The organism is Pseudomonas sp. S49 (assembly GCF_009866785.1).
Classification (GTDB): Bacteria; Pseudomonadota; Gammaproteobacteria; order Pseudomonadales; family Pseudomonadaceae; genus Aquipseudomonas.
Map to the genome: position 1 here is coordinate 3873803 of NZ_CP019432.1, position 24164 is coordinate 3897966.

25 protein-coding genes are annotated in these 24164 nt (G+C 60.0%); 18 read left to right on the forward strand and 7 right to left on the reverse strand.

Annotated features, from left to right (window positions below; all coding sequences use genetic code 11):
• Positions 1 to 131 precede the first annotated feature (131 nt).
• The 7 genes from PspS49_RS17100 to PspS49_RS17130 all read left to right on the forward strand — a co-directional run bounded on the left by PspS49_RS17100 (position 132) and on the right by PspS49_RS17130 (position 8583).
• Positions 132 to 1757, forward strand: coding sequence for an APC family permease (locus PspS49_RS17100; RefSeq protein ID WP_127928439.1), 1626 nt, complete (start codon positions 132 to 134; stop codon positions 1755 to 1757).
• A 22-nt stretch (positions 1758 to 1779) separates the two neighbouring features.
• Positions 1780 to 2706: a 4-hydroxyproline epimerase gene (locus tag PspS49_RS17105; protein ID WP_160040638.1), complete on the forward strand. Its 927-nt coding sequence runs from the start codon at positions 1780 to 1782 to the stop codon at positions 2704 to 2706.
• 55 nt (positions 2707 to 2761) lie between these two features.
• The gene (locus PspS49_RS17110) at positions 2762 to 3709 is read left to right on the forward strand and encodes a dihydrodipicolinate synthase family protein (RefSeq protein WP_102899119.1); all 948 of its coding nucleotides are present in this window, start codon (positions 2762 to 2764) and stop codon (positions 3707 to 3709) included.
• Positions 3710 to 3782: 73 nt separating this feature from the next.
• Entirely contained in the window at positions 3783 to 5375 is a 1593-nt protein-coding gene (locus tag PspS49_RS17115; protein WP_150775013.1) for an aldehyde dehydrogenase (NADP(+)), read from the forward strand.
• The gene (locus tag PspS49_RS17120) at positions 5365 to 6627 is read left to right on the forward strand and encodes an FAD-dependent oxidoreductase (protein WP_160040641.1); all 1263 of its coding nucleotides are present in this window, start codon (positions 5365 to 5367) and stop codon (positions 6625 to 6627) included. Before PspS49_RS17115 ends, PspS49_RS17120 begins: the two co-directional genes overlap by 11 nt.
• Positions 6628 to 6799: 172 nt before the next feature.
• A complete protein-coding gene (locus PspS49_RS17125) occupies positions 6800 to 7633 on the forward strand; it encodes an oxidoreductase (protein ID WP_160040644.1) in 834 nt (277 codons plus the stop codon).
• A gap of 11 nt (positions 7634 to 7644) precedes the next feature.
• On the forward strand, positions 7645 to 8583 hold the full coding sequence (locus PspS49_RS17130; RefSeq protein WP_160040646.1) for an AraC family transcriptional regulator: 939 nt from the start codon (positions 7645 to 7647) through the stop codon (positions 8581 to 8583).
• Between the two features lie 5 nt (positions 8584 to 8588).
• Here PspS49_RS17130 and PspS49_RS17135 read toward each other — a convergent pair whose 3' ends face one another.
• From PspS49_RS17135 to PspS49_RS17145, 3 genes are all read right to left on the reverse strand, one after another.
• Entirely contained in the window at positions 8589 to 8801 is a 213-nt protein-coding gene (locus tag PspS49_RS17135; protein ID WP_160040648.1) for a DUF2945 domain-containing protein, read from the reverse strand.
• A 29-nt stretch (positions 8802 to 8830) separates the two neighbouring features.
• Positions 8831 to 9031, reverse strand: coding sequence for a hypothetical protein (locus PspS49_RS17140; protein ID WP_160040650.1), 201 nt, complete (start codon positions 9029 to 9031; stop codon positions 8831 to 8833).
• A 168-nt stretch (positions 9032 to 9199) separates the two neighbouring features.
• The gene (locus PspS49_RS17145) at positions 9200 to 10126 is read right to left on the reverse strand and encodes a Gfo/Idh/MocA family oxidoreductase (protein ID WP_160040652.1); all 927 of its coding nucleotides are present in this window, start codon (positions 10124 to 10126) and stop codon (positions 9200 to 9202) included.
• Positions 10127 to 10314: 188 nt separating this feature from the next.
• On the opposite strand from PspS49_RS17145, the gene PspS49_RS17150 reads away from it, so the two are divergent.
• The 6 genes from PspS49_RS17150 to PspS49_RS17175 all read left to right on the forward strand — a co-directional run bounded on the left by PspS49_RS17150 (position 10315) and on the right by PspS49_RS17175 (position 15016).
• Positions 10315 to 11364 carry an NAD(P)-dependent alcohol dehydrogenase gene (locus tag PspS49_RS17150; RefSeq protein WP_160040654.1) on the forward strand — a complete coding sequence of 350 codons (1050 nt, stop codon included), beginning with the start codon at positions 10315 to 10317 and terminating at the stop codon, positions 11362 to 11364.
• A 123-nt stretch (positions 11365 to 11487) separates the two neighbouring features.
• Positions 11488 to 12183 carry a tRNA (adenine(22)-N(1))-methyltransferase TrmK gene (locus tag PspS49_RS17155; protein WP_316916589.1) on the forward strand — a complete coding sequence of 232 codons (696 nt, stop codon included), beginning with the start codon at positions 11488 to 11490 and terminating at the stop codon, positions 12181 to 12183.
• A 181-nt stretch (positions 12184 to 12364) separates the two neighbouring features.
• The gene (locus PspS49_RS17160) at positions 12365 to 12580 is read left to right on the forward strand and encodes a 4-oxalocrotonate tautomerase family protein (RefSeq protein WP_016987787.1); all 216 of its coding nucleotides are present in this window, start codon (positions 12365 to 12367) and stop codon (positions 12578 to 12580) included.
• Positions 12577 to 13233: a DsbA family oxidoreductase gene (locus tag PspS49_RS17165; protein WP_160040656.1), complete on the forward strand. Its 657-nt coding sequence runs from the start codon at positions 12577 to 12579 to the stop codon at positions 13231 to 13233. The genes PspS49_RS17160 and PspS49_RS17165 overlap by 4 nt, the downstream gene beginning before the upstream one ends.
• A gap of 49 nt (positions 13234 to 13282) precedes the next feature.
• Positions 13283 to 13993, forward strand: a complete 711-nt coding sequence (locus PspS49_RS17170) for an SDR family NAD(P)-dependent oxidoreductase (RefSeq protein WP_160040658.1) — start codon at positions 13283 to 13285, stop codon at positions 13991 to 13993.
• A 93-nt stretch (positions 13994 to 14086) separates the two neighbouring features.
• The gene (locus tag PspS49_RS17175; RefSeq protein WP_160040660.1) at positions 14087 to 15016 is read left to right on the forward strand and encodes a LysR family transcriptional regulator; all 930 of its coding nucleotides are present in this window, start codon (positions 14087 to 14089) and stop codon (positions 15014 to 15016) included.
• Positions 15017 to 15073: 57 nt separating this feature from the next.
• On the opposite strand, the gene ycaC (PspS49_RS17180) is transcribed toward PspS49_RS17175, so the two are convergent.
• Together ycaC (PspS49_RS17180) and PspS49_RS17185 are read right to left on the reverse strand one after the other, a co-directional pair.
• Positions 15074 to 15706: an isochorismate family cysteine hydrolase YcaC gene (gene ycaC, locus PspS49_RS17180; RefSeq protein WP_160040662.1), complete on the reverse strand. Its 633-nt coding sequence runs from the start codon at positions 15704 to 15706 to the stop codon at positions 15074 to 15076.
• Positions 15707 to 15895: 189 nt separating this feature from the next.
• Positions 15896 to 16906, reverse strand: a complete 1011-nt coding sequence (locus PspS49_RS17185; RefSeq protein ID WP_160040664.1) for a LacI family DNA-binding transcriptional regulator — start codon at positions 16904 to 16906, stop codon at positions 15896 to 15898.
• A 204-nt stretch (positions 16907 to 17110) separates the two neighbouring features.
• Between PspS49_RS17185 and PspS49_RS17190 the strand changes: the two genes are divergently transcribed.
• Genes PspS49_RS17190 through PspS49_RS17200 form a run of 3 tightly spaced genes read left to right on the forward strand, consistent with a single transcriptional unit; the run spans position 17111 to position 20627 of the window.
• A complete protein-coding gene (locus PspS49_RS17190) occupies positions 17111 to 18274 on the forward strand; it encodes a Gfo/Idh/MocA family oxidoreductase (RefSeq protein WP_174245065.1) in 1164 nt (387 codons plus the stop codon).
• A complete protein-coding gene (locus PspS49_RS17195) occupies positions 18264 to 19346 on the forward strand; it encodes a sugar phosphate isomerase/epimerase family protein (protein WP_160040668.1) in 1083 nt (360 codons plus the stop codon). The genes PspS49_RS17190 and PspS49_RS17195 overlap by 11 nt, the downstream gene beginning before the upstream one ends.
• Before the next feature lie 42 nt (positions 19347 to 19388).
• The gene (locus PspS49_RS17200; protein ID WP_160040670.1) at positions 19389 to 20627 is read left to right on the forward strand and encodes a nucleoside permease; all 1239 of its coding nucleotides are present in this window, start codon (positions 19389 to 19391) and stop codon (positions 20625 to 20627) included.
• Positions 20628 to 20710: 83 nt separating this feature from the next.
• On the opposite strand, the gene ycaC (PspS49_RS17205) is transcribed toward PspS49_RS17200, so the two are convergent.
• The gene (gene ycaC / locus PspS49_RS17205) at positions 20711 to 21343 is read right to left on the reverse strand and encodes an isochorismate family cysteine hydrolase YcaC (RefSeq protein ID WP_007915995.1); all 633 of its coding nucleotides are present in this window, start codon (positions 21341 to 21343) and stop codon (positions 20711 to 20713) included.
• A 128-nt stretch (positions 21344 to 21471) separates the two neighbouring features.
• Complete coding sequence (locus PspS49_RS17210) at positions 21472 to 22068, reverse strand: TetR family transcriptional regulator (RefSeq protein ID WP_127928479.1); 597 nt, start codon at positions 22066 to 22068, stop codon at positions 21472 to 21474.
• Positions 22069 to 22209: 141 nt separating this feature from the next.
• Between PspS49_RS17210 and PspS49_RS17215 the strand changes: the two genes are divergently transcribed.
• Both PspS49_RS17215 and PspS49_RS17220 read left to right on the forward strand, forming a co-directional pair.
• The gene (locus PspS49_RS17215) at positions 22210 to 23310 is read left to right on the forward strand and encodes an alkene reductase (protein WP_160040673.1); all 1101 of its coding nucleotides are present in this window, start codon (positions 22210 to 22212) and stop codon (positions 23308 to 23310) included.
• 60 nt (positions 23311 to 23370) lie between these two features.
• Positions 23371 to 24153 (forward strand): SDR family oxidoreductase, encoded by a 783-nt coding sequence (locus PspS49_RS17220; RefSeq protein ID WP_116029652.1) that lies wholly within the window; start codon positions 23371 to 23373, stop codon positions 24151 to 24153.
• Positions 24154 to 24164: the final 11 nt, after the last annotated feature.

The window sequence follows — 24164 nt, forward strand, 5'->3', positions numbered from 1 at the left end:
CCAGCGCGACTGTGCTGATTTCGTCATCGAAGCCGCCGCAAAACATCAATCGCCCCACCGTTGATAAGTTCAAAGTCTGGCCGTCCCAGTGACACAACTGCCTATCCAATAACTCACAAGAAGGCGATGCCATGTCAGGCCAAGGCAAGTTCAAAAAACAGCTTTCACTGATCGACCTCACATTTATCGGGCTCGGGGCGATCTTCGGTTCCGGCTGGTTGTTCGCAGCCAGTCATGTGTCCGCCATTGCCGGGCCGGCGGGGATTTTTTCCTGGCTGCTGGGCGGCTTTGCGGTGTTGTTGCTGGGCATCGTTTACTGCGAGCTGGGCGCGGCATTACCGCGTGCCGGTGGTGTGGTGCGTTACCCGGTTTACTCCCACGGGCCGCTGCTCGGCTACTTGATGGGCTTCATCACCCTGATTGCGTTTTCCAGTTTGGTGGCGATCGAAGTGGTTGCTTCGCGCCAATACGCGGCAGCGTGGTTTCCCGAGCTGACCAAGGCTGGCTCTGGCGATCCGACGATCCTCGGCTGGATGGTGCAGTTCGGCCTGCTGTGCGTGTTTTTCCTGCTCAACTACCGCAGCGTGAAAACCTTCGCCAAGGCCAACAATCTGGTCAGCGTGTTCAAGTTCATCGTGCCGCTGCTGGTGATCGGCGTGCTGTTCACCTTCTTCAAACCGGCCAATTTCGAGGTACAGGGTTTCGCCCCGTTCGGCCTGTCGGGTGTGGAAATGGCGGTGTCGGCGGGCGGGATCATTTTCGCTTATCTGGGTCTGACGCCGATCATCTCGGTGGCCAGCGAAGTGAAGAATCCGCAGCGTACCATTCCCATCGCGCTGATCCTCTCGGTGCTGCTGTCGACGCTGATTTACGTGCTGCTGCAAATGGCCTTTCTCGGCAGCATCCCGACGGAAATGCTCGCCAATGGCTGGGCCGGTATCAGCAAGGAGTTCGCCCTGCCGTACCGTGACATCGCGCTGGCACTGGGCGTGGGCTGGCTGGCCTGGCTGGTGGTCGCCGACGCGGTGATCTCGCCGAGCGGTTGCGGCAACATCTACATGAACGCCACCCCCCGCGTGATCTATGGCTGGGCGCAGACCGGGACCTTCTTCAAAGTCTTCACCCACATCGATGAAAAGTCCGGGATTCCGCGTCCGGCGCTGTGGCTGACTTTTGCCCTGTCGGTGTTCTGGACCCTGCCGTTTCCGTCGTGGGAAGCGCTGATCAACGTGGTCTCCGCCGCGCTGGTGCTGAGCTACGCCGTGGCACCTGTGTCAGTCGCCGCACTGCGCCGCAATGCGCCGGACATGCCACGGCCGTTCCGGGTCAAGTGCATGGGCGTGCTCGGGCCGGTGTCGTTCATCATCGCCGCGCTGATTGTCTACTGGTCGGGCTGGAACACTGTGTCGTGGCTGATCGGCCTGCAAATCCTGATGTTCGTCGTCTATCTGCTCTGCGGTCGTTTTGTGCCGACCGGCCACCTGAATCTGGCCAGCCAAGTGCGTTCCTCGGCATGGTTGATCGCCTTCTATGCGGTGACCATCGTGCTGTCGAAACTCGGCACCTTTGGTGGCCTCGGCATCCTCGCTCACCCGTTCGACACCATCGTCGTCGCTGCTTGCGCCACCGGCATTTATTACTGGGGCGCCGCGACCGGTGTGCCGGCGCACCTGCTGCGTCTGGAAGAGGACGACGAGGAAAGCGAAGTCACCGCCCCTGCCTCAACCGTTTCTGCACGCCCTGCCGGCGCCTACTGAAATCACCTAAAGGGATCTATTCATGAAAGAACTACACGTCATTGATTCCCATACCGGCGGTGAACCGACGCGCCTGGTGATGAACGGCTTCCCCGATCTGCCCGGCAACAGCATGGTGGAGAAACGCGATGCGCTGCGCACTGAGCATGATCAATGGCGCCGCGCCTGCCTGCTGGAACCACGCGGCAACGATGTGCTGGTCGGCGCGTTGTATTGCGAACCAGTATCGGCGGACGCCACTTGCGGGGTGATTTTCTTCAACAACGCCGGTTATCTGGGCATGTGCGGCCACGGCACCATCGGCCTGATCAACTCGTTGCAGTACTTGGGAAAAATTCAACCGGGCATCCACAAGATCGACACCCCGGTCGGCCCGGTCAGCGCCACGTTACATGACGACGGAACCGTCACCCTGGGCAACGTCCCAGCCTACCGCCACCGCAAACAGGTGCCGGTGGACGTGCCGGGCTTCGGTCAGGTATTGGGCGACATCGCCTATGGCGGCAACTGGTTCTTCCTCGTTTCCGAGCACGGTCAGACGCTGACGATGGACAACGTCGAACACCTCACCGCCTACACCTGGGCGATGCTCAAGGCCCTCGAAGATCAGGGCATTTACGGCGAGGACGGTGCCGTCATCGATCACATCGAACTGTTCGCAGACGACGCCGTTGCCGACAGCCGCAACTTCGTCATGTGCCCCGGCAAAGCCTACGACCGCTCGCCGTGCGGCACCGGCACCAGCGCCAAACTCGCCTGTCTGGCCGCCGACGACAAGCTGCAACCCGGCGCAACCTGGGTGCAGGCGAGCATCACCGGCAGCCAGTTCGAAGGCCGCTTCGAATGGGACGGCGAACGAGTCCGCCCGTTCATCACCGGCCGCGCTTACATGACCGCCGACAGCAAATTACTGATCGACGAAGCAGACCCGTTCGCGTGGGGCATATGAGCCACCGCGCTGACTTTTCACCTCAATTTGAACGATGTGCCAAGGAGTTAAAACAATGAGCGACAACATCTTCACCGGTTGCATGCCGGCCCTGATGACCCCGTGCACCGCCCAGCGCAAACCGGACTTCGATGCCCTGGTGGCCAAGGGTCGCGAGCTGATCGATATCGGCATGAGCGCCGTGGTTTATTGCGGTTCGATGGGCGACTGGCCGTTGCTCACCGAGGCTGAACGGCAGGAAGGCGTGGCGCGTCTGGTCGCTGCCGGGATTCCGACCATCGTCGGCACCGGCGCAGTGAACTCACGCGAAGCGGTTTCCCATGCAGCGCACGCGGCGAAAGTCGGCGCGCAGGGTCTGATGGTGATACCGCGCGTACTGTCCCGTGGTGCTTCGGCGACTGCGCAAAAAGCCCACTTCGCAGCGATTCTGCAAGCCGCACCGAACCTTCCAGCAGTGATCTACAACAGCCCTTACTACGGCTTCGCCACCCGCGCTGATCTGTTCTTCGAACTGCGTCGCGAGTACCCGAACCTGATCGGCTTCAAGGAATTCGGCGGTGGTGCTGACCTGCGTTACGCCGCCGAAAACATCACTTCCAAGGACGATGATGTGACCTTGATGGTCGGCGTCGACACGCAAGTGGTGCACGGTTTCGTCAACTGCAACGCCACCGGTGCGATCACCGGTATCGGCAACGCCCTGCCCCGCGAAGTGCTGCAATTGGTGGCGCTGAGCAAGAAGGCCGCACAAGGAGATGCCAAGGCCCGTCGTCAGGCGCGGGAGCTGGAATCGGCGCTGGCAGTGCTGTCGTCGTTCGATGAAGGCTGCGATCTGGTGCTGTATTACAAGCACCTGATGGTGCTCAACGGCGACAAGGAATACACCCTGCATTTCAACGAGACCGATGCGCTGAGCGACTCGCAGCGGCGTTATGCCGAGAAGCAGTACTCGCTGTTCCGTCACTGGTACGAGAACTGGTCGGCGGAACAGAATTTCGCCTGATCGACTCCCCCCTCACCTGCCGCGAAGCGTTGTGCTACGCGGCAGGTATTTCCCTTTTTATCAGGAAGACACCATGACTCTGACGGGCCACATGCTGATCGGACAGCAATCCATTGCGGGCAATCGCGAGGCTGTTCGCGGGATCAATCCGGCCACGAATGAAGCGCTGGAACCGGCGTATGCCGGAGGATCGACGGAGCATGTCGAACAGGCCTGCGCGCTGGCCTGGGCAGCGTTCGATGTTTATCGCGAGACAGCACTGAGTCTCCGCGCCGAATTTCTGGAAAGCATTGCTGGAGAAATCGAAGGGCTCGGCGATGAACTGATCGAGCGTGCCCACGCCGAAACCGGGCTACCGCGTACACGTTTGCTAGGCGAACGCGGGCGTACTTGCCAACAATTAAGAATGTTCGCCCGCACCGTGCGCGCCGGTGAGTGGCTGGATGTGCGCGTCGATAGCGCGCAGCCGCAACGCCAACCGCTGCCGCGTGCCGATCTGCGTCAACGGCAGATTGCACTGGGGCCGGTCGCGGTATTTGGTGCGAGCAATTTTCCGCTGGCGTTTTCCGTGGCCGGTGGTGACACCGCGTCAGCATTGGCCGCCGGTTGCCCGGTGATCGTCAAGGCGCACAGCGCGCATCCCGGCACCAGCGAACTGGTTGGTCACGCGGTGACGCGGGCAGTAAAAGCCTGTGGTTTGCCGGAAGGCGTGTTCTCGTTGCTGTACGGTTCCGGCCGCGAAGTGGGCATTGCGCTGGTCACTGATCCACGGATCAAAGCGGTGGGCTTCACCGGTTCGCGCAACGGCGGTCTGGCGTTGATTCAAGCGACGCAAGCCAGGCCCGAACCGATTCCGGTGTACGCGGAAATGAGTTCGATCAATCCGGTGCTGCTGTTTCCGGCGGCGCTGGACAATCGCACACAGGCGTTGGCTGAAGGGTTTGTGGCTTCGCTGACACTGGGCGCGGGTCAGTTCTGCACCAATCCGGGTTTGGTGATTGCCTTGAAAGGGCCGGTGCTGGACCGGTTCATTAGCGCCACCCGCGAGATCATTCAACGCAGCCCGGCGCAGACGATGCTGACACCGGGCATTTTCAGCACTTACGAATCGGCCGTGAATGCGTTGGCCGAGAATGCCAGTGCGAACATCGCGGGTGTTGGTCAGAGCGGCAACGGCCCGAACCAGTGTCAGGCGCACATATTCGTCACAGAAGCGGCCGACTTTCTCGCCGATCACAGGCTGCAAGCGGAAGCATTCGGCGCGGCGGCGCTGATCGTGCAATGCAGCAGTGAGGCTGAAATGCGTCAGGTGACCGAACATCTGGAAGGCCAGTTGACCGCGACATTGCATCTGGATGACCAAGACCTGGAACAGGCGCGTGCATTGCTGCCGACGCTCGAGGGCAGGGCCGGTCGCTTGCTGGTCAACGGCTGGCCAACCGGGGTCGAGGTGTGTGACGCGATGGTGCATGGCGGGCCGTTCCCGGCCACATCCGACTCGCGCACGACATCCGTCGGTACAGCGGCGATCCTGCGTTTCCTGCGCCCGGTGTGCTATCAGGACTTCCCCGACAGCTTGTTGCCGACCGCACTGAAACAAGGCAATCCGCTGCAATTGCGTCGTCTGCTCGATGGACAAAGGGAAGCTCTGCACCATGGCCAATAACGTCTCCCACGACATCGCCGTGGTCGGCGCCGGCATCATCGGCGTCGCCTGCGCACTGCGTCTGGCTCGCCAAGGATTGCGCGTGGTGGTGATCGATCAGCAGCCACCCGGCCACGGCGCCTCGTTCGGCAACGCCGGGCATCTGGCGACCGAGCAGGTGTTTCCGATTGCCGACGCGTCCATCCTCAAGCGCCTGCCGGCGATGCTGATGGACCCGATGGGACCGTTGCGACTGGACTGGAAATACCTGCCGCGCGCCTTGCCGTGGTTTACGCGCTTGTTGCTGAACCTGCGCCCGACGCCGTTTCAGAACACCGTGGCAGGTTTGCGCGCGCTCAATGAAAGCAGTCTAGAGGCCTGGCAGCGCTTGCTCGCCGACATCCAGCGGCCGGAATTGCTGAAGATCGATGGTTCGCTACTGGTGTTCGAACGACCCGAATCGCGTCAGGCAATCCAGGCATTACAGACTCGACTGCATCAGCAGCAGGTGCCGGTCGATTACTGGCAGGCCGGTGCCATACGCGACACGGCGCCGCAACTCAGCCAACAGATTCAGGGCGGCTTGTTCTTCCCGCGCACCGGGCATTTCATCGATCCCTACCGCGTGGTGTGTGAATTGGTCGAAGCGGCCAAGGCCAGTGGTGTGAGTTTTGTCCAGCAACAGGTTCAGGGCGGCTATGTAGAGGAGCACGGTGTTTCGCTGATCACCGGATCGGGTGGTTTGACGGCCAGCCGGGTGCTGATCGCCTGTGGTGCGCACTCAGCGAAACTCACCGCCGCCCTCACCGGCAAAAAAGTACCGCTGGACACCGAGCGCGGTTACCACCTGATGCTGCCGCAGGAACACGACCGACTGCCCTTCCCCGTTACCTCACTGGAGCGCAAATTCATCATGACGCCGATGTCCGAAGGCTTGCGCCTGGCCGGCACTGTCGAATTCGCCGGACTGGAAAAACCGCCGAGCATGGAGCGCGCGTGGCAGTTGCATCGGTTGAGTCAGGGCTTGTTTCGCGAGGATCTGAGCGCTGACGCAGCGACGCCGTGGATGGGTTTTCGACCATCGTTGCCCGATTCATTGCCGGTGATTGATCAGGTTTGTGAGGGCAAGGTGTTGCTTGCGTTTGGGCATCAGCATCTGGGGCTGACACAGGCAGCGGTGACGGCGGAGATGGTGGTGCGGATGACGGGCGCAGATGCAATCCCGGCAACGGCTTTGCCAAGTGGCGCGCCCTATCGATTGGCACGTTTCTGACGGCCACAGAACAGCAAGATCGACCGTGAGCGTGCTTAGCGGCGCTGCCACCGTTTTATCTGCACATCACGAGCGCCTGATAGGAATAGGCAAGTCTCCAAGACAAACCGGCATAGGTCACCGGTTGGGGGATGGCTACCATGACACCACACCCGAGTCATTGGAGACCGTCATGAAACCCAGCAAAACCCTGTTCATCACCGGCGTCAGCAGCGGTTTCGGCCATGCACTGGCCAAGGAAGCCATTGCCAACGGCCACCGCGTGATCGGTACTGTGCGCAATGAAAGCGACCTGAAAAACTTCCAGGCGCTGTCCCCGGACAACGCTTACGGCGTGCTGCTGGACGTTACTGATTTTGAGCGGATCGGCAGCGTCGTTGCGCAAGTGGAAGCCACTCACGGTCCTGTCGATGTGCTGGTCAACAATGCCGGTTACGGTCACGAAGGCATTTTTGAAGAATCGCCGCTGGAGGACATGCGCCGTCAGTTCGACGTCAATGTGTTCGGCGCTGTCGCCATGACCAAAGCCTTCCTGCCCTACTTCCGCCAGCGTCGCGCCGGCCACATCCTCAACATCACCTCCATGGGCGGCACCATCACGATGCCCGGCATCGCCTATTACTGCGGCAGCAAATTTGCGCTTGAAGGGATCTCCGATACCCTGAGCAAAGAGCTGCGTCCCTTCAATGTCTACGTCACGGCGGTGGCGCCTGGCTCGTTTCGCACCGACTGGGCCGGCCGTTCGATGCAACGCACCGCGCGCAGCATTGCCGACTACGACGCCAGTTTCGACCCGATCCGCCAAGCCCGGGAAGCAAAAAGCGGCAAACAGCTCGGCGACCCGCAAAAGGCTGCGCAAGCGATGCTGCAGATCATCGATTGTCCCGAGCCGCCCGCCCATTTGTTACTCGGCAGTGATGCGTTGGGGCTGGTGCGTGACCGACTGCAACGGGCGCTCGACGAGATTGATCAATGGCAAGCGCTGAGCTGCTCCACCGATCACTGAGAGAGAAAACAATGACGCCGGCCGATGGCAGCACCGCGCGCATGGTGCAACTGATGAAAGTCCTCGCGCCGGTCGAGGGCTACAACCTCAGCGCGCTCGATGACGTGCGCTTCCTGCGCTCGAACCGCCCACTGACCCGCACACCAGTGTTGTACGACCCCGGCATTGTCATCCTCTGTCAGGGTCGCAAGCGCGGTTATCTGGGTGAGGACACCTACGTCTATGACGCGCAGCATTATCTGGTGGTGTCCGTGCCCATCCCCTTCACCATGGAGACCGACGCCACGGCAGCCGAGCCGATGCTCGCGATTTACATGCAACTGGATTTTCAGTTGGCCAGCGAGTTGATGTTGCAAGTGGATGAGGTGCATGGCGTCAGCGATGCTGAGCCAAAAGGCATGTACGCCTCGCCGATGGACGACGCGCTGCGCACCACGACCTTGCGTTTTCTCGAGGCGATGAGCGTCGCCGGTGAAGCGCAAATTCTCGGGCCGGCGCTGGTGCGTGAGATCTATTACCGCATTCTCACCGGCGAGCAAGGTGGATCAATGCGTGCCGCGCTGCACCGTCGCGGGCATTTCGGCAAGGTCAGCCGGGCGATCCGCAAGATTCACAGCTGTTATCAGCAGCGCCTCGACGTCGAGCAATTGGCCCACGAAGCGAGCATGAGCGTACCGAGTTTTCACCTGCACTTTCGCAACGTGACCGATACCTCGCCGATGCAATACCTGAAGTCGACACGCCTGCATCAGGCGCGGCTGCTGATGCTGCGCCAGGCGATGAGCGCATCGGCGGCAGCGTTCGACGTCGGTTATGAAAGCGCCTCGCAATTCAGTCGCGAGTTCAAGCGATTTTTCGGCCGCACGCCGCAGGCGGAGATTGAATGGATGAAGGCGACGTACTCATTGCCGCCGCCGACAACGCCTTCCGAATTCGTATCGTCGCACTAGACCGGTCATTTCGCGGGATGAAGGGCCGCGCCGTGGTGCATCGCCAGATGTCCGGTCTTGTCACTTTTGACTTCGTACTGCGGTTCGTCCTTGGAAGCAGGCCGATGGCGGCCCATGAACTCGACATCCCGGGTGTGCACCTTGAGCACCTTGCCGCGAATCTCCCCGGCCTCGCTGTTCCAGTGAACCGCGTCGCCAACCTTGAATGACGTGCTCATGGCCTGCCCCCCACACTTATTCAATCCGGTCATCGCGACTCAGGATGCTCGCTCGACACCGAGTTGTTGGCCGCCACATCCGTCATGTCTTCATCGACCGGCGACTCTTCATCGGCGGGCAATGGAACCTCAGGCGGGTTGCGTTTCGGATCATGCCCCGTCTCATTGTCCGTCGTCCGTGTCACGTCTTGCTGTGACCGGTTGCCCGGTGCATTTTCATCGATGTCCATGCTTGCTTCTCCGTTCTTGTACGCGGGATATCCGCGCTTAAACGTGAGAGGCAACGGCACAGCGCAAGTGCCGAGCACTGGACGAACGGTGCTCCAACGAAAAAAACCTGCCGTTCAGGGCAGGCTTTCGCTTGGCGATTAAAATAATCGTGCCGGGCCAGCCGGACGCTAATCGTAGAACGCCTCAACCAAAACCCGACTGCCGACAAAGAAACTGTCCGCCACCAACCGTAACGGCTGCACATCCAGGTCACTGGCCTTGTCGCCGATCAACTGTTGGAAATGTCTGTACACCGCCGCGTACTCGCCCTCCTCCGACACGGCCTGACGCACGCCATCGATGCTCAACAGAGCCCCGCCGTTTTCCAGACGCAGAACACCCTCGGCACAACGAACTTCGATACTCCACAGCTCATCATGCCCATGGTCGAAATCGAACTCCGCCCGCACATCAAGCTGACGCGCATCCGCCATTTTGATCGACGCAGCAATTGGCGACTGGCAGTTGCTCGGTACGCGCAGCTCAGCGGATTCGACAAACAGCGGCAGCTTCAGCAGATGGGTGACGATCGACAAGGCATTGATCCCCGGATCGAACACACCGAGGCCGCCGGGTTGCCAGATCCAGGCCTGGCCGGGGTGCCATTTGCGCACGTCTTCTTTCCAGTCGATCTGCACGCTTTGCAAAGTGCGCGAGGCGAGCCAGTCGCGAGCCGCTTCGATACCGGGCGCGTAGCGTGAATGCCAGGCAAACAACGCGCTGACGCCCTGCCCGGCAGCCTGATCGACCAGCGCCAGCGCTTCGCCCAACGTGGCGCACGGTGGTTTTTCCACCAGCACATGTTTGCCGGCAGCCAGCGCCTCTTGCACCAATGCAAAGCGACCTTGTGGCGGCGTGCAGAAGGCAATCGCGTCAACCTGCGGACCGTTTTCCAGCAGCTCGCTCAACGAACGGAAATTTTCGACACCGGGGCAAGGCTTGCCTTGGGTAGCGACGGAGACCAACTGGAAAGCGGGATTGGCGAGGATCGCCGGGACGTGTTGATCCTGGGCAATCTTGCCGTAGCCCACCAGACCGAGACGGATTGGTTGCATCAATGACTCCTGTTTTGATTTTGTTGTCGTCAGTGAACCGGGAGATTACCTGTAAACGCCACGAGCGTCTGTCCGCGCAATGTCACAACAACGCACAGGATCAGGCAAGGATTGCACAGGAATGCACTAGTGCCCGAAGCGCCGGAAAAGAAACAATGCCTTACGACAAACCGATCGAGGATGTTCCCATGCTTGTACAAGCCTACGGCGCCCACGCGGGCGACAAACCCCTTGAACCGATGCAGATAAACCGCCGCGCGCCGGCCGCCCATGATGTGCAGATCGATATCGCCTTTTGTGGCATCTGCCATTCGGATCTGCACCAGGTGCGCGCGGAATGGGCCGGTACACAATTCCCATGCGTACCGGGGCATGAAATCGTCGGTCGCGTTTCCGCCGTCGGCGCACATGTGTCGGACTATAAGGTCGGTGATCTGGTCGGCGTCGGTTGCATCGTCGACAGCTGCAAACATTGCGATGACTGCGAAAGCGGTCTGGAAAACTATTGCGACGGCATGATCGGCACCTACAACTTCCCGACCGCGGATGCGCCGGGCTGGACGCTGGGCGGCTACTCGCAAAACATCGTTGTGCATGAACGCTACGTGTTGCGCATCCGTCATCCTGAAGCGCAACTGGCCGCCGTCGCACCGCTGCTGTGCGCGGGCATCACCACCTACTCGCCGCTGCGTCACTGGAATGCGGGACCGGGCAAGAAAGTCGGCGTGGTTGGCATCGGTGGCCTCGGCCACATGGGCATCAAAGTGGCTCACGCTCTGGGCGCCCACGTTGTCGCATTCACTACCTCTGAATCCAAACGCGAAGCGGCCAAAGCGCTTGGCGCCGATGAGGTTGTGGTGTCGCGCAATGCCGAAGAAATGGCCGCACACGCCAAGAGCTTCGACCTGATCCTCAACACCGTCGCCGCGCCGCACGATCTCGATGCATTCCTGGTGCTGCTCAAGCGCGATGGTGCGTTGACGCTGGTCGGCGCGCCTGCGACGTCGCATCCTTCGCCGAACGTGTTCAACCTGATCATGAAGCGCCGCACGATTGCCGGCTCGATGATCGGCGGCATTGCCGAAACTCAGGAAATGCTCGATTTCTGTGCCGAGCACGGCATCGTTTCCGACATCGAACTGATCCGCGCCGACCAGATCAACGACGCCTACGAGCGCATGCTCCAGGGCGATGTGAAATATCGTTTCGTGATCGACAACGCAACGTTGGCCGGCTAAGCCTCAGCGCCCATTGGCCGTTCAGCGCGGCCAATGGGCCATTGAATTCCGTCGCCGGGATTTGACAGGTCCGGCGTTGCTCGCCAGAGTCGCACCCCTTTGCCTGCCATCAAGGGGTTGCCGTTGAACGAACAGACATTGTCCATGCGCCTTGAGCGGGTGGCTGCCCACGTACCTGCCGGTGCGCGATTGGCGGATATCGGCTCGGATCACGGCTATCTGCCGGTGGCGCTAATGCGCCGTGGTCTGATCAGCGCGGCCGTGGCTGGCGAAGTCGCGTCGACGCCGTTCCACGCGGCTGAACGCACCGTGCGCGAGAATGATCTGCAGCAGCAAATCAGTGTGCGCCGGGCCGATGGTCTGGCAGCAATCAAACCTGACGACGGCATCACCGCCATCAGCGTCTGCGGCATGGGCGGTGAAACCATCCGCGACATCCTCGACAGCGGCAAGGCCCACCTCAACGGCCAGGAACGTCTGATCCTGCAACCCAACGGCGGCGAACAACCCTTGCGCCAGTGGCTGATGGAAAACGGCTACCGCATCCTCAGCGAAGAGCTGCTGCGGGAAAACCGCTTCGACTACGAAATCATCGTCGCCGAACGCGCTGAACCGGTGATCTATACCGACAAGGAACTGTACTTCGGCCCCTTGCAGATGCAGGCCCGCAGCCCCGAGTTTCTGCGCAAATGGCAGCACAAACTTCACCATAAGCAGAAGACGCTGAGCCAACTCGCCCATGCGCAGCAGGGTTTACCGGATGGAAAGGTGCAAGACCTGACGCAACAGACACGCTGGATTACCGAGCTGCTGGCCTGAGCGCCAGCGTTTCGCACTGAGAAAACGCGTGCACAGGATGACTGCTCGCGCGCCCTCATTTGATACACCACATCATAAATGATGTACCCCAAGCCCCATTTATCAATTCTCTCCTGCCTCTTAAAGTCCTCTCCAACAGCCGCCCATCACTCCGACGGGCCAGCGACTGGAGATACCCCAAATGCCTTTCATCAGCGTACGTATCACCCGTGACGGCGTGACCCGGGAACAGAAAGCCCAGGTCATCAAGGAAATCACCGAAACGATGCAGCGGGTGCTGCACAAGGACCCGAAACTCACCCACATCGTGATCGAGGAAGTCGACACCGATAACTGGGGTTACGCCGGCATCACCACCACCGAATATCGCCAACAGTTGGCGGACTCGCAGTCATGAGCCGGGCCGTGAAAATCGATTTCGTCTCGGATGTCGTTTGCCCCTGGTGCGCATTGGGCGCCACCGCTCTGGAGCAAGCGATCCGGAATCTGGCGGGCGAAGTCGACGTGGAACTGACCTACAAACCGTTCGAACTGAACCCCGACATGCCCGCCGAAGGTGAACACGCCATCGAGCACATGATGCGCAAATACGGGCGCAGCGCTGAGCAAGTGGCAGATCGCAACGCGATGATCATCGAACGCGGCGAGCAGATCGGTTTTCACTTCGACCTGGAAAAACGCAGCCATTTCCACAACACCTTCGATGCCCATCGACTGCTGTTCTGGGCCGCCACACAAGGACGTCAGCGTGAGTTGAAGCAAGCCTTGCTCAAGGCCTACTTCACTGACGGCAAGAACCCGAATGACCACGCCACGCTGGTGATGCTGGCAGGCGCAGTCGGGCTCGACAGTCAGCGTGCGCAAGAGGTTCTGGCCAATGCAGAGTTCAGCCAGGCCGTGCGCGAACTTGAACGGTTTTACCAGCAGCGCGGCATCGACTCGGTTCCGGCCATGGTCCTTGATGACAAACAGGTCATCCCCGGTTCCCAGTCCGTCGCTTATTACGAGCAAGCGTTACGTCAAGCCGCGCAGATTGCGGCTCACGCCTGACACCCGAACTTCGTTTTTTCAAACCATTCAGATTGCATGAGGAAACATCATGAGCACGTCCAAAAAAGTTGTAGTGATCACCGGCGCCTCGCAAGGCATTGGCGCAGGCCTGGTCAAGGGTTTCCGTGAACGCGGCTATCAGGTTGTCGCGACCTCCCGTTCGATCAAACCGTCCACTGACGCGGATGTTCTCGCCGTCGCCGGTGACATCGCCGACCCGCTGACCGCCGAACGTGTGATTCGCGAAGCCGTTGCTCGTTTCGGGCGCATCGACACGCTGGTCAATAACGCCGGGATATTCGTCGCCAAGCCTTTCACCGAGTACAGCAAGGAAGACTACGCACAAGTGGTGGCGACCAACATGAGCGGCTTCTTCCACATCTCGCAATTGGCCATTGCCGAAATGGAGAAAAACGCCAGCGGCCACATCGTCAGCGTCACCACCAGTTTGGTCGATCATGCGATTGACGGCGTACCGTCGGTGCTCGCGTCGCTGACCAAAGGTGGCATCAACGCGGCGACCAAATCCCTGGCCATCGAGTACGCCAAGCGCGGCATTCGGGTCAACGCGGTGTCGCCCGGCATCATCAAGACACCGATGCACGGCGAAGAGACTCACGCCGCCCTCGGTAGCCTGCACCCGGTTGGGCATATGGGTGAGATCGACGACATCGTGCAAGCGATCCTTTACCTGGACAGTGCGAAGTTCGTGACCGGCGAAATCCTCCATGTCGACGGTGGTCAAAGCGCTGGCCATTGACACCTCCCCACGGCACTGCCGGTGTGTACCGGCGGTGCCGCTTCATGAGATAAACCTGAGAATGAACCGTCAGTTGATCCTCAGGCTTATTCCATGAAGCGCCACTTTGAAGACTTGCAGTTAGGCAGCATCGAACTCTTTTGCCTCGCCGCTGAAGCCGGCAGCTTCACCGCCGCCGCGCAGCTTGCGGGTGTGACGCCGGCCGCGGTGAGCCGGTCGATTCTTCGCCTCGAAAAAAGATTGGGTTCACGCTTGTTTGCCCGAACTACCCGCAGCATTCGCTTGACCGAAGCGGGCAGAAACTTTTTCGTCCAGTGCAGCCAGGCGCTGACGCAACTGGTCGAAGCGCAACAAGAAGTCATGGGCGCACAGTCGTCACCGTCCGGTCAGTTGCGCATCAGCCTGCCCACCACTTACGGGCACCACCGCATTCTGCCGCTGCTGCCAAAATTCCGCGCGCTCTACCCTGACGTCACCGTCGACATCCACTTGGGCAACCGCAATATCGACTTCGTCGGCGAAGGCTACGACCTGGCGATCCGCGTCCGCGCCCAACCGGACTCGACCATGGTCGCGCGGCTGCTGGAGGATGCCAAACTGGTGGTGGTCGCCTCCCCCGACTATCTGAAAAAGGCTGGCACACCGCAGACGCTTGAGGATCTGGTGCAACACGAATGTATTCAGTTCGAACTGCCGAGCAGCGGGCGGCGGATTTCCTGGCTGTTCCAGGAAAACGGCCACGATCGCGAAGTGATTTCCGACGGCGGTTACTCCTGCTCCGATGACGTGCTCGGCGGTGTCACGCTGGCCAGACATGGTGCCGGGGTCTTCCAGACGTACAAGTTCATTGTCGAAAAGGAGCTGGCGGACGGCAGCTTGGTCGAGGTACTTAAGCCGTACGCCGGGCGCTCGCGACCTTACACCTTGCTGTATCCGCATGGACGGTATGTGCCGCAACGGGTCAGGGCGTTTGTCGACTTTCTGTTGCAGTTTCGTGATGAGTGGGCGGTTGACGCTGATTGAATCGGCGCAACACAAAAGCCTGCTTTTCATGGCAGGCTTTTGTGTGGTCGCGCAGGCTTACTTCTGCTGTGCGGTCAGCGCCGTGTAGCTGTTCATCAGGTTGCGGTAGTTCGGGATCCGCTGCGACAGCAGGTTACCCAGACCTTCAATGTCGTTGCGCCAGTCGCGGTGCAGCTCACACGCCACCGAGAACCAGTTCATCATCTGCGCACCAGCCTGAGTCATGCGGCTCCACGCGGCTTGTTGCACGGTGGTGTTGAAGGTGCCGGAGGCGTCAGTCACCACAAACACATCAAATCCTTCCGCCAGCGCCGACAAGGTCGGGAACGCTACGCAGACATCCGTGACCACACCGGCAATGATGATTTGCTTGCGACCGGTAGCTTTGATCGCCTTCACAAAATCTTCGTTGTCCCACGCGTTGATCTGACCAGGACGAGCGATGTACGGCGCATCCGGGAACATCTCTTTCAGTTCCGGTACCAACGGGCCGTTCGGGCCTTGTTCGAAGCTGGTGGTGAGGATGGTCGGCAGTTCGAAGAACTTGGCCAGATCCGCCAGGGCCAGTACGTTGTTCTTGAACTCGTTTGGCGAGAAGTCCTGCACCAGGGAAATAAGGCCGGTCTGGTGGTCGACCAGCAGCACGATGGCGTCGTCTTTGTTCAGGCGGTTATAGGTTGGAGTGGTCATGGTCTGCTTCCCTTTTGAGTTTTAGAAGTTGTTGTTGCGTTCAAGTTGGGTACAGATTACTGACGCACAGGGACGGGATAAATCGGCTGAAAAGCGTTTCACCGTCAACTCAAAAAGGACAATTTTCCGGCTGCCGGTGAGTCTGAAAAACTGGCACCACTGACAAACCTGCGCGGAGCAGTCACGGGGTCATTTATCAGCTGCAGGTCCCCGCGCCGTGCTGTCGCGCTTCGTCAATGTGAACGGCAACACCACATGCCGTTGCGGCAACGGCTGTTTCTCGATCAGCGCAATCAGCATTTCCACGGCCTTCTCGCCGAACATTTCGGCGGGCTGGGCAATGGTCGTCAGCGGTGGATCGCAGTACGCGGCCATTGGAATATCGTCGAATCCGGCGAGAGAAATATCCTCCGGCACACGCAGCCCCTGCTCTTTAATGCTCTTGAGCGCGCCGATGGCCATTTCGTCATTTTCACAAAACAGCGCGCTCGGTCGGTTGTCGAGCGCGAGCAGTTTCCCGGCACCCGAATAGCCAGCGTCCAGGGTGAAATCGCCGTGACAGATGAGCGTGTTGTCCAGCGCAAGACCGGCGTCGCGCAGGGCCGCCTCATACCCCGCCAGACGATCACGCGTGAGCGGGCTGCCTTTGGGTCCTTTGATCAGTCCGATGCGCTGATGCCCCATCGCGATCAGGTACTCGGTCATGGCTTTGGCCGCCGCAACGTTATCCAGACTGATCGTTGGATGCCGTCCGTGCCGGATGACTTCGCAGGCATTGACGATCGGGGTCAGCACTGGCTCGGCGGCGGATTCATCGAATGGATCAAAGGCACGCAACTGAATCACGCCATCGGCTTGATGGGCGTACACCAGATCAGCGAACTGGCGCTCAAGTGATGCCTGGCCCTGGGTGTCGCACAACAGCAACCGGTATCCGGCGGCCTGCGCGGCTTTCTGTGCGCCGCTGATCACCTTGGCGAAAAAAGTGTTGGCAATAGTCGGGACCAGAATCACCAGGTTGCCCGTTCTGCGCGAGCGAAACTGCACCGCCATCAAATTCGGTCGATAGCCGGTTTGCTGGACGGCGGCCATGACCCGCTCGCGGGTATCGGGCAGCACACGCTCGGGGGACTTCAATGTTCTCGACACCGTTGCTACCGAGACACCCGCCAGCCGTGCCACTTCGCGGATATTGGACAAGACTGCCTCGCTCTTTCAATCAAATCGGCCGTCGAGCTTACCGCACAGCGTCACACGCCGAAACGTTGGCATTCGTCAGACACGGTTTGACACTCGCTGATTTCAGGCCTAGATTTCGCCGACGATGTAACCGGTTACATCATCAATGTTCCGCATGAATCCACTGAGACAATTGCCATGATTGCAGCAGGTAGAAAAATAAGAATGGGCTTCGTCGGCGGTGGTGAAGGCGCCTTCATCGCCCAGGCACACCGGCAAGCCGCCGGCCTCGATGGACGCTTCGAACTGGTCTGCGGTGCGTTCAGCCGCGACGCCCACAACAATCAACGCAGTGGTGCGGCGCTTGGGCTGCCTGCGCAACGCTGCTATGACGCCTGGCAAGACATGCTGGCCGCCGAGCACGCACTGCCGGCCGATCAGCGCATGGAACTGCTGGTGATCGTCACGCCTAATCACCTGCACGCCCCTATCGCCAGTGCAGCACTGAGTGCGGGTTTCCATGTGTTCAGTGAAAAGCCCGCTGCGCTCAATCTGGCGCAAGTGCAGGACTTGGCCCGCGTGGTCAACAACAGCCAGCGGATCTACGCCTTGGCACATACCTACCTGGGGTATGCGATGGTCTGGCAGGCACGCGAGATGGTCGCCAACGGTGAAATCGGGCGTCTGCGCAAAGTCCTCGTCGAATACCCGCAAGGCTGGCTCAGCAGCGATGTGGCTGGCCAAGGCAACAAACAGGCGGGCTGGCGCGACAATCCTGAACAATCCGGCATCGGTGGCTGCATCGGTGACATCGGCACGCACGCGTTTTCCCTCGCGGAGTTTGTCGCCGGTCAACCCATCCAGTTCATCAGCGCGATGCTCGGGTCGCATTTGAGCAGTCGCCAACTGGATGACGACGCCTCGATGCTGTTCAAAATGGCCGACGGCGCCAGCGGCGTATTGATCGCCAGCCAAGTGTGCGCCGGCGAAGAGAACCCGCTGAAGATTCGTCTGTATGGCGACAAGGGCGGGCTGGAATGGCGTCAGGAAGAGCCCGCCAGTCTGATCCATCGCCCCTTGAATGAGCCGATGCGCGTGCTGCGCTCGGGCCTTGGTCAACCTTGGCTGTGCGCAAACGCCACGCGGCGCATGCGCTTGCCCGCCGGGCACCCGGAAGGCTACCTCGAGGCCATGGCCAATCTCTACGGTGACCTCGCGCAGGCCATTTTCCAGGGTGCGAGCGGCCCTGACGCACCGGGCGTTCCCGGCATAGCCACCGGGCTGCGCGGCATGGCCTTCATCGAGACCGCCATCGCCAATCATTGTGGCGAAGCCAAATGGACTGCAATACCTGACCTTGCCAATGGAGCAACCGCCAATGAACTTTAATCAACAACGCCCGAGCGGGATGCGCGGCCCCGGCATCTTTCTCGCCCAATTCATCGCCGACGAAGCGCCTTTCGATACCTTGGCCAACATCGCGCAATGGGCAGCTTCTCAAGGCTACAAAGCCATCCAGTTGCCAACCCTCGGCACGCGCTTCATCGACCTCGAACGCGCCGCCGACAGTCAGGATTATTGCGACGAACTCATCGCCGTATGCGCCAAGGCCGGCGTGGTGATCAGCGAGCTGTCGACGCACCTGCAAGGCCAACTGGTCGCGGTGCATCCGGCGTTCGACGCACTCTTCGATGACTTCGCCCCGGCAGCGCTGCGTGGCAATCCGCAAGCACGCACCGAATGGGCGATCAACCAGTTGAAACTGGCGGCGCGCGCCAGTCAGCGCTTGGGGTTGACCGCCCACGCGACCTTTTCCGGCGCCCTGCTCTGGCCCTACGTCTACCCATGGCCGCAACGCCCTGCCGGCCTGGTGGAACAGGGCTTTGCCGAATTGGCGAAACGCTGGTTGCCGATCCTCGAATGCTTCGATGAGGCCGGTGTCGACCTCTGCTACGAGATCCACCCCGGCGAAGACCTGCACGATGGCGCCTCTTTCGAACAATTCCTTGAAGCGGTGAATCATCATCCGCGCGCGGCAATTCTGTATGACCCGAGCCATCTGTTGCTGCAGCAAATGGACTACCTGGGCTTCATCGATCGCTACCACGCGCGCATCCGCATGTTCCACGTCAAGGATGCGGAGTTTCACGCCAACGCGCGATCCGGCGTCTACGGCGGCTATCAGGGCTGGGTTGATCGCCCGGGGCGGTTTCGTTCATTGGGCGATGGCCAGATCGACTTCAAAGCGATCTTCAGCAAACTGACTCAATACGACTTCAACGGTTGGGCCGTGCTGGAGTGGGAATGCTGTCTGAAAGACGCCGCGCAAGGCGCTGCCGAAGGGGCGGCCTTCATCGAGCGACACATGATCACCCGAACCCGCAAGGCATTCGACGATTTCGCCAGTGTGAGTGCTGACGAGCAATCCAACCGGCGTCTGCTGGGCCTTGGCGAACCCTGATTACCACGCTGTTACCGACATAAAAATAATACGGTGATTGAAATGAACGTAATGAATGCGCGACTCAGCGTCATGATGTTTCTGCAGTTTTTTATCTGGGGCGGCTGGTTCGTCACCCTCGGCACCTTTCTCACCACGACACTGGCAGCCAGCGGCGGCCAGGTGGGAATGGCGTTCTCCACGCAGTCGTGGGGCGCGATCATTGCGCCGTTTGTCGTTGGTCTGATTGCTGATCGCTTTTTCAATGCCGAACGCATCTTGGCAGTGCTGCACCTGCTGGGCGCGGTGCTGCTCTTTCAGCTTTATCGGGCAACTGATTTCAGCGCGTTTTATCCCTATGTGCTGGCCTACATGCTGGTCTACATGCCAACGCTGGCCCTGGTCAACGCGGTAGCCTTCAGACAGATCAAAGACCCGGCCCGGGAGTTTTCCCGCATCCGCGTGTGGGGCACCGTTGGCTGGATCGTCGCCGGCATCGTGATCAGTTTCGGCTTTGCCTGGGACGCTCAACAGACGATTGCTGCAGGCGGTTTGCGCAACACGTTCCTGATGTCCGCCGTGGCCTCGCTGGTGTTGGGCCTCTACAGTTTCAGCCTGCCGAAAACCGCACCGTTGAAATCCACCACCGATACACCTGGTATCAAACAGATGGCGGGGATGGACGCATTGGGCCTGCTCAAGGATCGCAGTTATCTGGTGTTCTTTCTCGCGTCCATCCTGATCTGCATTCCTCTGGCGTTCTATTACCAGAATGCCAATCCGTTTCTGGCCGAAATCGGTGTCACCAACCCCACCGCGAAGATGGCTCTGGGTCAGGTCTCCGAAGTGCTGTTCATGCTTCTGCTACCCCTGTTCATCCAGCGTTTCGGCATCAAGATTGCCTTACTGGTCGGGATGCTGGCCTGGGCCTTGCGCTATGTGTTGTTCGCCTACGGCAACAATGGTGACCAAGCGTTCATGCTGCTGATCGGTATTGCACTGCACGGCGTGTGTTATGACTTTTTCTTCGTCTGTGGGCAGATCTACACCGATGCCAAAGCGCCCGAGCGCTTCCGCAGCTCGGCTCAGGGCCTGATCACCTTGGCCACTTACGGTGTGGGCATGCTGATCGGATTCTGGGTGGCGGGTCAGATCACTGACCACTTCACCGCGCAAAACGGCCACGACTGGAGAAGTATATGGCTGTTCCCGGCAGGATTTTCGGTGGTGGTTCTGCTGTGTTTCGCACTGGCGTTCAAAAGCCGTGGCGGCGAAAAGGAAGGGATGCCGTCGACCGTCTAGAAACGCCGTTCTGATAGGCGCAGCGGCAGAAAACAGAAAAAGCCTGCTTTTCAGGGCAGGCTTTTCGTTTACATCGCGCAGGCTTACTTCTGCTGTGCGGTCAGCGCCGAGTAGCTGTTCATCAGGTTGCGGTAGTTCGGGATCCGCTGCGACAGCAGATTACCCAGACCTTCAATGTCGTTGCGCCAGTCGCGGTGCAGCTCACACGCCACCGAGAACCAGTTCATCATTTGCGCGCCGGCCTGAGTCATGCGACTCCACGCGGCTTGTTGCACGGTGGTGTTGAAGGTGCCGGACGCATCAGTCACCACAAACACCTCAAATCCTTCCGCCAGCGCCGACAAGGTCGGGAACGCTACGCAGACATCCGTGACCACACCGGCAATGATGATCTGCTTGCGCCCGGTGGCCTTGATTGCCTTCACAAAATCTTCGTTGTCCCACGCGTTGATCTGACCAGGACGAGCGATGTACGGCGCATCCGGGAACATCTCTTTCAGTTCCGGTACCAACGGGCCGTTCGGGCCTTGTTCGAAGCTGGTGGTGAGGATGGTCGGCAGTTCGAAGAACTTGGCCAGATCGGCCAGGGCCAGCACGTTGTTCTTGAACTCGTTTGGCGAGAAGTCCTGCACCAGGGAAATAAGGCCGGTCTGGTGGTCGACCAGCAGCACGATGGCGTCGTCTTTGTTCAGGCGGTTATAGGTTGGAGTGGTCATGGTCTGCTTCCCTTTTGAGTTTTAGAAGTTGTTGTTGCGTTCAAGTTGGGTACAGATTACTGACGCACAGGGACGGGATAAATCGGCTGAAAAGCGTTTCACCGTCAACTCAAAAAGGACAATACCGATCAACCAGGCACTTCTGCACTGTCGGCAGATATCAGCAATGACGCGGTCATTTCAGCGTGGCATACCGCAAGGATTTCATCGGCCAGCGCTGAATCATCCGGGCAGGCACGCGACAGAATAATCGCGCCCACCGCCCGCGCCAGCATGTCGATCATTTTCACTCGCCCCTCACCAGATGCCGCGTCGGGCCCTGTCGGGTACTTGTCGCCGAGCGTCTGCAGCGTGCGTTCGATCCCCTCGGCAAACGCCGTTTTCACATCGTCAGACTGACGCGCTGCGTCGCCGCACAAAGCGGCCATGGTGCAACCGCTGCCCCGCCCGTCCCGATGTTCTTTCGAGACATAAGCGTCGATGAAACCTTGAACATCGACCATTTCGGCACCGACCAACGAGCGCGCAAGGCTGTTGGCCGAGGCTTCGGACATCAGGTCGGCCTTCGAGCCGAAGTGTTTGTAGAAACCGCCATGGGTAAATCCGGCCGCCGCCATCAGGTCCGCAACGCCGACACCGTCAAAACCTCGCTCACGGAACAACACCGAAGCGGTCTCGACGATGTGCTCGCGGTTTGCCTGCGCCTGGGCTTTGGTCACTCTCACGTGCAATACCTCCGCTGAAAAATCATGCGCAGATGATACATAGATGTCGGCCATAATCAAAACCGTTGACAGTTTAGATTTCGATCATCATCCTAATTACAGAAGTTATCGCTGCTCATCCACAGGCACGGATCAAACCCCATGACCGATCAAAATCTGTTCACGCCGTACACGCTTGGCTCCCTGACGCTGGCGAATCGCATCGTTCTCGCGCCGCTGACCCGCAATCGAGCGGGCGAAGGCTTTGTGCCCAGTGAGTTCGCAGCCACCTATTACAGCCAGCGCGCCTCCGCTGGCCTGCTGATTTCTGAAGCGACGCAGATCTCCCGACAGGGCCAGGGCTATCAGGACACCCCGGGGATTTACACGCAGGCGCAGATCGATGGCTGGCGCAAGGTGACCGCTGCGGTGCACGAACAAGGCGCGAAGATCTTTCTGCAACTGTGGCATGTCGGTCGTGTTTCACATGTTGATCTTCAAGAAAACGGCGCCGCACCTGTAGCGCCCTCGGCGATACGCCCGGCGACCAAAGTGTTCGTCAACAACCGTTTTGAAGACGTTTCCGCGCCACGAGCACTGGAGATCAGCGAACTCCCGGGGATCGTCAACGATTTCCGCCAGGCAGCGGTCAACGCGATCGCCGCTGGGTTCGATGGTGTGGAAATCCACGGTGCCAACGGCTATTTGCTCGATCAATTCATCAAGGATGGCGCCAACGTGCGCACCGATGCCTACGGCGGCTCGATTGAAAATCGTGCGCGCTTGTTGCTGGAAGTGACGGCAGCAGTCGTCGCCGAGATTGGCGCAGATCGCACCGGCATTCGCCTCTCGCCGGTGTCGCCGGCCAACGGGGTGTCGAGCAGCGACCCGCAAGGGCAGTTCGATTACATCGTCGAGCAACTCGATGCGCTGGGCATCGTTTATCTGCATGTGGTCGAAGGCGCAACCGGCGGGCCGCGCGATGTCGCGCCGTTCGATTTCGGCGCTCTGCGCCAGCGATTCAAAAACACCTACATCGCCAACAACGGCTACGACCTCGAGCTGGCGAACGCGCGGATTGCCGAGGACCACGCCGATCTGATCGCCTTCGGTCGCCCGTTCATTGGCAATCCCGATCTGGTCGAGCGCCTGGCGGCCGGTGCGCCGCTGGCCGGTTTCAACCCCGCCACCCTGTATGGCGGCGGTGCGGAAGGCTACATCGACTATCCGACCTTGGCTGAATGGAGCGCTAGTGCTCAGTAAGCCGAGCACCAGCGTATTTACTGCCTCTCCTTAATCGTTTTTGTGAAAAGAGATGACCCTATGAACGCCCACCCTACTGTTCTTATCACTGGCGCCTCGACCGGCATCGGCGCGGTTTACGCCGAACGTTTCGCCCAACGCGGGCATGATCTGGTGCTGGTCGCCCGCGATCTTCAGCGCCTGGAAACGCTCGCCGCGAAGTTGCGCAGCGAATACAGCGTCGCCATTGATGTGCTGCAGGCCGACCTGACCCAACTCAGCGATCTGCACACCGTCGAAACGCGCCTGCGCGACGATGCGCGCATTGGCATCCTCGTCAATAACGCGGGCGCCGCGCAGTCCGGCAACTTCATCGAGCAGAGCACCGACAAAGTGGCCAATCTGGTCGCCCTCAACACCACGGCACTGGTGCGGCTCGCCAGCGCCATCGCTCCCCGTCTGGCAAAGGCCGGTGACGGCGCCATCATCAACATCGGCTCGGTGGTCGGTCTGGCCCCGGAGTTCGGCATGTCGGTCTACGGCGCGACCAAAGCGTTTGTCCTGTTCCTGTCTCAGGGCCTGAGTCTGGAACTGTCGCCGTTGGGCGTCTACGTACAAGCCGTGCTGCCGGCCGCGACGCGTACCGAGATCTGGGATCGCGCAGGCATCGATATCAACACCTTGAGCGAGATCATGGAAGTCACCGATCTGGTCGATGCAGCGTTGGTCGGTTTCGATCGTCGCGAACCGGTGACCATTCCACCGCTGCATGAAGGTGAGCGCTGGGATGCCTTGCAGACCGCGCGGCAGGGCCTGCTGGCACAGATCCGCCAGTCGGCAGTCGCCCAGCGCTATCTGGCGTGATTACAGTGGAA

Bases quoted from the DNA above. Each gene is read 5' to 3' on its own strand.
- PspS49_RS17100 (WP_127928439.1), top strand. From the start codon at position 132: ATGTCAGGCCAAGGCAAGTTCAAAAAACAGCTTTCACTGATCGACCTC.
- PspS49_RS17105 (WP_160040638.1), top strand. From the start codon at position 1,780: ATGAAAGAACTACACGTCATTGATTCCCATACCGGCGGTGAACCGACG.
- PspS49_RS17110 (WP_102899119.1), top strand. From the start codon at position 2,762: ATGAGCGACAACATCTTCACCGGTTGCATGCCGGCCCTGATGACCCCG.
- PspS49_RS17115 (WP_150775013.1), top strand. From the start codon at position 3,783: ATGACTCTGACGGGCCACATGCTGATCGGACAGCAATCCATTGCGGGC.
- PspS49_RS17120 (WP_160040641.1), top strand. From the start codon at position 5,365: ATGGCCAATAACGTCTCCCACGACATCGCCGTGGTCGGCGCCGGCATC.
- PspS49_RS17125 (WP_160040644.1), top strand. From the start codon at position 6,800: ATGAAACCCAGCAAAACCCTGTTCATCACCGGCGTCAGCAGCGGTTTC.
- PspS49_RS17130 (WP_160040646.1), top strand. From the start codon at position 7,645: ATGACGCCGGCCGATGGCAGCACCGCGCGCATGGTGCAACTGATGAAA.
- PspS49_RS17135 (WP_160040648.1), bottom strand. From the start codon at position 8,801: ATGAGCACGTCATTCAAGGTTGGCGACGCGGTTCACTGGAACAGCGAG.
- PspS49_RS17140 (WP_160040650.1), bottom strand. From the start codon at position 9,031: ATGGACATCGATGAAAATGCACCGGGCAACCGGTCACAGCAAGACGTG.
- PspS49_RS17145 (WP_160040652.1), bottom strand. From the start codon at position 10,126: ATGCAACCAATCCGTCTCGGTCTGGTGGGCTACGGCAAGATTGCCCAG.
- PspS49_RS17150 (WP_160040654.1), top strand. From the start codon at position 10,315: ATGCTTGTACAAGCCTACGGCGCCCACGCGGGCGACAAACCCCTTGAA.
- PspS49_RS17160 (WP_016987787.1), top strand. From the start codon at position 12,365: ATGCCTTTCATCAGCGTACGTATCACCCGTGACGGCGTGACCCGGGAA.
- PspS49_RS17165 (WP_160040656.1), top strand. From the start codon at position 12,577: ATGAGCCGGGCCGTGAAAATCGATTTCGTCTCGGATGTCGTTTGCCCC.
- PspS49_RS17170 (WP_160040658.1), top strand. From the start codon at position 13,283: ATGAGCACGTCCAAAAAAGTTGTAGTGATCACCGGCGCCTCGCAAGGC.
- PspS49_RS17175 (WP_160040660.1), top strand. From the start codon at position 14,087: ATGAAGCGCCACTTTGAAGACTTGCAGTTAGGCAGCATCGAACTCTTT.
- ycaC (WP_160040662.1), bottom strand. From the start codon at position 15,706: ATGACCACTCCAACCTATAACCGCCTGAACAAAGACGACGCCATCGTG.
- PspS49_RS17190 (WP_174245065.1), top strand. From the start codon at position 17,111: ATGGGCTTCGTCGGCGGTGGTGAAGGCGCCTTCATCGCCCAGGCACAC.
- PspS49_RS17195 (WP_160040668.1), top strand. From the start codon at position 18,264: ATGAACTTTAATCAACAACGCCCGAGCGGGATGCGCGGCCCCGGCATC.
- PspS49_RS17200 (WP_160040670.1), top strand. From the start codon at position 19,389: ATGAACGTAATGAATGCGCGACTCAGCGTCATGATGTTTCTGCAGTTT.
- ycaC (WP_007915995.1), bottom strand. From the start codon at position 21,343: ATGACCACTCCAACCTATAACCGCCTGAACAAAGACGACGCCATCGTG.
- PspS49_RS17215 (WP_160040673.1), top strand. From the start codon at position 22,210: ATGACCGATCAAAATCTGTTCACGCCGTACACGCTTGGCTCCCTGACG.
- PspS49_RS17220 (WP_116029652.1), top strand. From the start codon at position 23,371: ATGAACGCCCACCCTACTGTTCTTATCACTGGCGCCTCGACCGGCATC.